Annotated in this window: 7 protein-coding genes; 6 read left to right on the forward strand and 1 reads right to left on the reverse strand. The window is 68.4% G+C overall.

What is annotated here, in order from left to right:
* From AC1D2K_RS28115 to AC1D2K_RS28140, 6 genes are all read left to right on the forward strand, one after another.
* The coding region (locus AC1D2K_RS28115; RefSeq protein ID WP_478092829.1) for a ribonuclease P protein component at positions 1-251 on the forward strand (251 nt) is incomplete at its 5' end.
* Complete coding sequence (gene yidD, locus AC1D2K_RS28120; protein ID WP_478092831.1) at positions 248-538, forward strand: membrane protein insertion efficiency factor YidD; 291 nt, start codon at positions 248-250, stop codon at positions 536-538. The genes AC1D2K_RS28115 and yidD, both read left to right, overlap by 4 nt.
* Entirely contained in the window at positions 535-2,322 is a 1,788-nt protein-coding gene (gene yidC, locus AC1D2K_RS28125; RefSeq protein ID WP_478092833.1) for a membrane protein insertase YidC, read from the forward strand. The genes yidD and yidC overlap by 4 nt, the downstream gene beginning before the upstream one ends.
* Before the next feature lie 62 nt (positions 2,323-2,384).
* Entirely contained in the window at positions 2,385-3,788 is a 1,404-nt protein-coding gene (mnmE, locus tag AC1D2K_RS28130; RefSeq protein ID WP_478092834.1) for a tRNA uridine-5-carboxymethylaminomethyl(34) synthesis GTPase MnmE, read from the forward strand.
* An 84-nt stretch (positions 3,789-3,872) separates the two neighbouring features.
* Positions 3,873-4,340 (forward strand): Crp/Fnr family transcriptional regulator, encoded by a 468-nt coding sequence (locus AC1D2K_RS28135; RefSeq protein ID WP_478092835.1) that lies wholly within the window; start codon positions 3,873-3,875, stop codon positions 4,338-4,340.
* Between the two features lie 552 nt (positions 4,341-4,892).
* Entirely contained in the window at positions 4,893-5,243 is a 351-nt protein-coding gene (locus AC1D2K_RS28140; protein ID WP_478092836.1) for a hypothetical protein, read from the forward strand.
* Positions 5,244-5,266: 23 nt separating this feature from the next.
* Here the strand turns inward: AC1D2K_RS28140 and AC1D2K_RS28145 are convergent.
* Positions 5,267-6,069, reverse strand: an 803-nt coding sequence (locus AC1D2K_RS28145; RefSeq protein WP_478092838.1) for an NAD-binding protein, incomplete at its 5' end; no start/stop codon positions are given.

Consider the following 6,069-nt stretch of genomic DNA (forward strand, 5'->3'; position numbering starts at 1 on the left):
ACGTATGGCTCGGCGCGATGGTTCCCAAGCGCTGGGCCCGCCGCGCGGTCACCCGCAACGCGATCAAACGCCAGATCTACACCGTGAGCGCTGCCGTCGCTGAATCGCTGCCGCGCGCGGCGCACGTGGTGCGCCTGCGCGCAGCCTTCGATCGCCAGAAATTCGTCAGCGCGGCATCCGACAAGCTCAAGGCCGCCGTCCGGGCCGAACTCCAGCAACTGCTGGAGCGGGCCGCGACGGCGCGCGCATGATGCGGCGCCTCCTGATCGGTCTCGTCAAGGGCTATCGGCTGCTGCTGAGCCCGTGGCTCGGCCAGTCCTGCCGCTTCGAGCCGACCTGCTCCATCTATGCCATCGGCGCCCTCGAGCAGCACGGTGCGGTCAAGGGCAGCTACCTCACGCTGCACCGCATCGCCCGCTGCCAGCCCTGGTGCCAAGGTGGCCACGATCCGGTTCCCCCGAAGGCACAGCGACCGACGCCCAGGCGTGGGTCGCTGTTCGCCTTTCTCTCTTCCGACGACAAGAAGTCTTCTTCATGAACGATATCCGCCGCACCATCCTGTGGGTGATTTTTGGTTTCTCGCTGGTGCTGCTGTGGGACCAATGGCAGGTCTACAACGGACACAAGCCGACGTTCCTGCCCTCGACCAAGACCGCCGCCCCTGCCGATCCGTCGGCGACGCCGGCCGCCGCGAATGCCAACGGCGTCCCGGCCGCGGCCGCACCGGCGGCCGGCGCGGTGCCGGTCCAGGGCTCAGCGCCCGCCATCGGCGAGAAGGTCACGGTCTCCACCGATGTCTTCAAGGCGACCATTGACGGTGAGGGCGGCACGCTGTCCGAACTGCAGCTGCTGCAGTTCCTCGACCAGACCAACCACGGCGGCCTGGTCGAGTGGTTCCGCCGCCTGGTCGGCCTGCCGGTGCCGCAGAACGAGGTCCGGCCCGTGATGCTGATGGAGAACGGTTCGCCCGCCACCCGCTACGTGGCCCAGACCGGCCTCTTGAACACGGTGGACACCGGCGACCGCTTCCCGAATCACCTGAGCCTGATGACGGCGCGCCCCGGTCCGCGCGAGCTGGCCGCAGGCCAGAACACGCTCGAAGTGGCCTTCGAGTCGCAGCCCGTGGGCGGCCTCAAGTACGTCAAGACCTACGTGTTCCAGCGTGGCGACTACTCGATCCGCGTCAAGCACCAGATCGTCAACGTCAGCGACAAGCCGCGCGATGCGCAGCTCTACCTGCAGTTCACGCGCCATGGCACGGTGGCGGCCGGCACCATGTTCGGCACCAACACCTTCACCGGCCCGGCCATCTACACCGAGCAGAAGAAGTTCCAGAAGATCGACTTCAGCGCCATCACCAAGGGCAAGGTCGAGTTACCGGCCCCCGCCAACGACGGCTGGGTGGCGATGGTGCAGCACTATTTCGTCTCGGCCTGGCTGCTGAACGTGCCGGGCAGCGACGCCATCAAGCGCGAATTCCGCGTCGCCGACCTCGGCAACAACCTGTTTTCGGTCGCCATGGTGCTGCAGGTGCCCCAGCTCGCGCCAGGCGCGGCGCAGACCATCGACAGCAACCTGTTCGCCGGCCCCGAAGAAGAAAAGAAGCTCGAGGCGATCGCGCCCGGCCTCGACCTGGTCAAGGACTACGGCATCTTCGCGATCATTTCCAAGCCGCTCTACTGGCTGCTGAACCAGCTGCACGGCATCCTCGGCAACTGGGGCTGGTCGATCGTCGCGCTGGTGGTGCTGCTGAAGGCGGCCTTCTACTGGCTCAACGCCAAGGCCTACGCGAGCATGGCCAAGATGAAGGCCATCAATCCGAAGATCATGGAGATGCGCGAGCGGCTGAAGGACAAGCCGCAGGAGATGCAGCAGGAGATGATGCGCATCTACCGCGAGGAAAAGGTCAACCCGATGGGCGGCTGCTTCCCGATCGTGATCCAGATCCCGGTGTTCATCGCGCTCTACTGGGTGCTGCTGTCGTCGGTCGAGATGCGCCATGCGCCGTGGATTCTCTGGATCCATGACCTGTCGGCACCGGACCCCTGGTTCATCCTGCCGGTGGTGATGACCGCCACCTCGCTGTTCCAGACCTGGCTCAACCCGACGCCGCCGGACCCGATGCAGGCCAAGCTGATGTGGATCATGCCGCTGGCCTTCAGCGTGATGTTCATCTTCTTCCCGGCCGGCCTGGTGCTCTACTGGATCACCAACAACGTGCTTTCGATCGCGCAGCAGTGGTTCATCAACAAGCGCCTCGGCGTGCTGGGCAATCCGTCGAAGGCGTCCAAGGCGCCGAAGCTGGCGAAGCCGGGCAAGTAGGCTTCGGCATCCCCGACCCGAGGGCCGCGAAAGCGGCCCTTTTTGCTGGAAGAATCGTTCCCATGCTCTCGCGCACCGCCGATCCCATCGTCGCCATCGCCACCGCCCCAGGCCGCGGCTCGGTCGGGATCGTTCGCGTTTCCGGGCGGGAACTGGCGCCCCTGGTCGCCGCGCTCTGCGGCCGGGACCTGAAACCGCGCGAAGCGACCTACCTGCCCTTTCGCGACGTCGACGGTTCCGCGATCGACCGCGGCCTGGCCCTGCACTTTCCGGCGCCACACTCCTTCACCGGGGAAGACGTGTTCGAACTCCAGGCCCACGGCGGCATGGTGGTGCTGCAGCTGCTGGTCGCCCGTTGCCTCGCGGCCGCGGCTGAAACCGATCCGGCGTCCGGCCGGCCGCGCCTGGCCGGACTGCGCGTGGCCGAGCCGGGCGAGTTCAGTCAGCGCGCCTTCCTCAACGGCAAGATCGACCTGGCGCAGGCCGAGGCGATCGCCGACCTGATCGACGCCAGCACCGAGGCTGCCGCACGCAGCGCCAGCCGGTCGCTGTCGGGCGCCTTCTCGGAGGAAATCCACACGCTGCTCGAGGCGCTGGTGCGGCTGCGCATGCTGGTCGAGGCCACGCTCGATTTTCCCGACGAAGAGATCGATTTTCTCCAGGAGGCCGACGCCCAGGGCCAGTTGGCTGCGCTGCAGGTTCAGCTGGCGGCGGTCCAGCAGCGTGCCCGCCAGGGCGCCCTGCTGCGCGAGGGCATCAAGGTCGTGATCGCGGGCCAGCCCAATGCCGGCAAGAGCTCACTGCTCAATGCGCTCGCCGGGGCCGAACTGGCGATCGTCAGCGCGGTCGCAGGCACCACCCGCGACGTGGTGTCGCAGACCATCCAGATCCAGGGCGTGCCGCTGCATGTGATCGATACCGCCGGCCTGCGCGACAGCACCGACGAGGTCGAGCAGATCGGCATCGCGCGCGCCTGGGGCCAGATCGAAGGCGCCGATGCCGTGCTGTTCCTGCACGACCTGACGCGAAGCACGTCTCCCGCGTACGCGCTGGCCGATGCGCAGATCGCGAGCCGGCTGCCCGGCAGCGTGCCGGTGATCGATGTCTGGAGCAAGCTGGACGCCGTCGCGTCGGCGCCGAGCGCACTGTCGGCCACCGGTGTCAGCCTGTCCGCACGAACCGGCGCCGGCATCGAAACCCTGCGGCGCCGCCTGCTCGAAGTGGCGGGTTGGCAAGCGGTGCCCGAGGGCGTCTACCTCGCGCGGGCCCGCCACGTGCAGGCGCTTTCGCGCGTCGAGGAGCACATCGCCCTGGCGTCCGGCCATCTGGCGGCGCAGGCGCAGTTCCTGGATCTGCTGGCCGAAGAACTCCGGCTGGCGCAGAACGCGCTGAACGAGATCACCGGCGAATTCGGCGCCGACGATCTGCTGGGCGTGATCTTTTCCCGTTTTTGCATCGGCAAGTAACTGGAAGTGTGAGTTTGTGTGACATCTGTCACCACGCATTTGAGGTTTCGCGGATACTTCCGACGCACAGCAGGGTATACATCGATGTCATCCAGCATTCAGGATCTTTGCCGCGCCATCGCGCAGAACACCAGCTACGACGCCTTCGCTCCGGCGCTGAATGCTCACCAATGGGAAACCTTGGGGGGCTATCTGCAAGCCTTCGACCTCGCGGCCGGCCAGGTGCTGATCGATCAGGGCACGATCGACCGCACGGTCTTCTTCATCGAAAGCGGCGCGCTCAGCGTGCACCTGATCGGCGACAAGGGCCAGATGCAGCTCGCGATCCTGAATCCGGGCTCCGTGGTGGGCGAAGGGTCCTTCTTTTCGCGCGCGCCCCGATCGGCCAATGTGGTCGCCACGGGCGCGGCGCGCGTCTGGCGGCTCACGGCGATCCGCTTCGCCGAACTGTCGAACCGCCAACCCGATCTCGCCCTCGAAATCACGCTGGGGCTCGGCGCGGTCATCGCCAGGCGGATGGTGAACAAGCCCAAGCGGGTGGCCGTGACCTGAAGCCCGCCGATGACCCAGGCATGCGGGAATTGCCACACGGACAACCGTGACGGCGCCAAGTTCTGCAAGGGTTGCGGCAAGAGGCTGGATTCGCCGACGCCGGTGCGGCCTGCGGCCGTGACCGGCAGCGGCGAGGAGCGGCACGCCCCACAGCGCATGCCGATGCACTCGAACCTGCCGCCGCCACCAGCGCCAGACCCGCGCCGATCGGTTCCGGCACCTGCAGCGGCATCCCTGCGTCGCGTCGAGCCGGCCAAGCCAAAAAGCTCGATCCGAAGCACCGACGCCGAGCGCCCGAACCCGTGGCGCTCAGCGGTGATCGGCCTGCTGATCGTTGCCGGGCCGGTCGCGATCGCCGCCTGGTTCTTCTCCGAGCCGCCAGGCCCTGCGATACCGCCTGTGCCGGCCCTGGCGGCTCCCCCTCCGACGCCGTCGGCGCCTGTACTTGCGGAGCCCCCGGTGCCCCTCGCGACGCCGCCGCAGGACGAACCATCGGTCCCGACCCCGACCCCGACGTCAACCCCGGCACCCGCCCCCGCCCCCGCGGCGCCCATGCCCGCATCCGTGCCCACGACCAGCGCCCAGCCCGAACCAGCCATGACGCCGCCGGCCGCCCCGAAGAAGCCGGTGCCGCCTCTGGCGCCGAAGACTCGCAAGCCGGCACCGGCACCCGCGCCCGTCGCCGCGCTGCCGGCGGCGGCGCCCGAAGAACCGGCGCCGCCGCCGCTGGCGACGCCACCCAGCCCGCAGTCGCAATGCGCGGGCCTGAATTTCTTTGCGCGCGCCCAATGCCTGGCCGCACAGTGCGCCAAGCCGGAACTCAAGTCGGACRCCCAGTGCGAAGCGGTGCGGCGGCAGCAGCGGATCGAGGAAGAAAGACGCAATCCGACGCTGCTGAACTGAGAGCCCGGCCGAGCCGGTCGACTTCAGCCCTTTTGCAGCTTGTCGATCGCTACCGCCAGCGCGCCAGGCTTGCCTGACAGCACCAGGGTGTCGCCGTCGGCCAGCACCGTATCGTCGTCGGCATCGGCGGCCTTGCCGTCGCGCCGCCGCAGGCTCGCGACCCGCACCCCCAACCCCGCCAGCGCCAGCCGCGCGAGCGGCTGGCCGATGGCGCGGGCGCCGGTCGTCAACGTGAAGCTGTTGAGCCGCTCGTGGTCGACCTCGTCCGCGGTGTCGTCGTCGGCGCCGTGGAAGTAGCCGCGCAGCAGGTTGTAGCGGGCGTCGCGCTGATCCTGAACCACGCGGATCACGCGCCGCATCGGCACCCCGACCAGCGCCAGCGCATGGCTCGCGAGCATCAGCGAGCCCTCGATCGCCTCCGGCACCACCTCGGTGGCGCCCGCCGCCTGCAGCTTCTCGAGATCGCGATCATCCTGCGTGCGCACGATCACCGGCACCTGCGGTGCATGGGCGCGGGCATTGGCCAGCACCTTGAGCGCACCCGGCACGTCCTGGTAGGTCACGACCAGCGCGCTGGCCCGCGCCAGGCCGGCCGCCATCAGCGCCTGCATGCGCGAGGCATCGCCGAACACCACCGAATCGCCGGCCGCCGCCGCCTGGCGCACGCGGTCCGGGTCCAGGTCCAGCGCCAGATACGGAATGCCTTCGCGCTCCAGCACTCGCGCCAGGTTCTGGCCGCAGCGCCCGTAGCCGCAGATGATCACATGGCGCGCCGTGTTGATGGTCTTGCGAGCGATCGTGGTCATCTGCAGCGACTGCTGCAGCC

This window comes from Variovorax sp. P1_H12_2, assembly GCF_056405335.1.

Coding starts and splice junctions, on each gene's coding strand:
- yidD (WP_478092831.1), top strand. CDS start 248: ATGATGCGGCGCCTCCTGATCGGTCTCGTCAAGGGCTATCGGCTGCTG.
- yidC (WP_478092833.1), top strand. CDS start 535: ATGAACGATATCCGCCGCACCATCCTGTGGGTGATTTTTGGTTTCTCG.
- mnmE (WP_478092834.1), top strand. CDS start 2,385: ATGCTCTCGCGCACCGCCGATCCCATCGTCGCCATCGCCACCGCCCCA.
- AC1D2K_RS28135 (WP_478092835.1), top strand. CDS start 3,873: ATGTCATCCAGCATTCAGGATCTTTGCCGCGCCATCGCGCAGAACACC.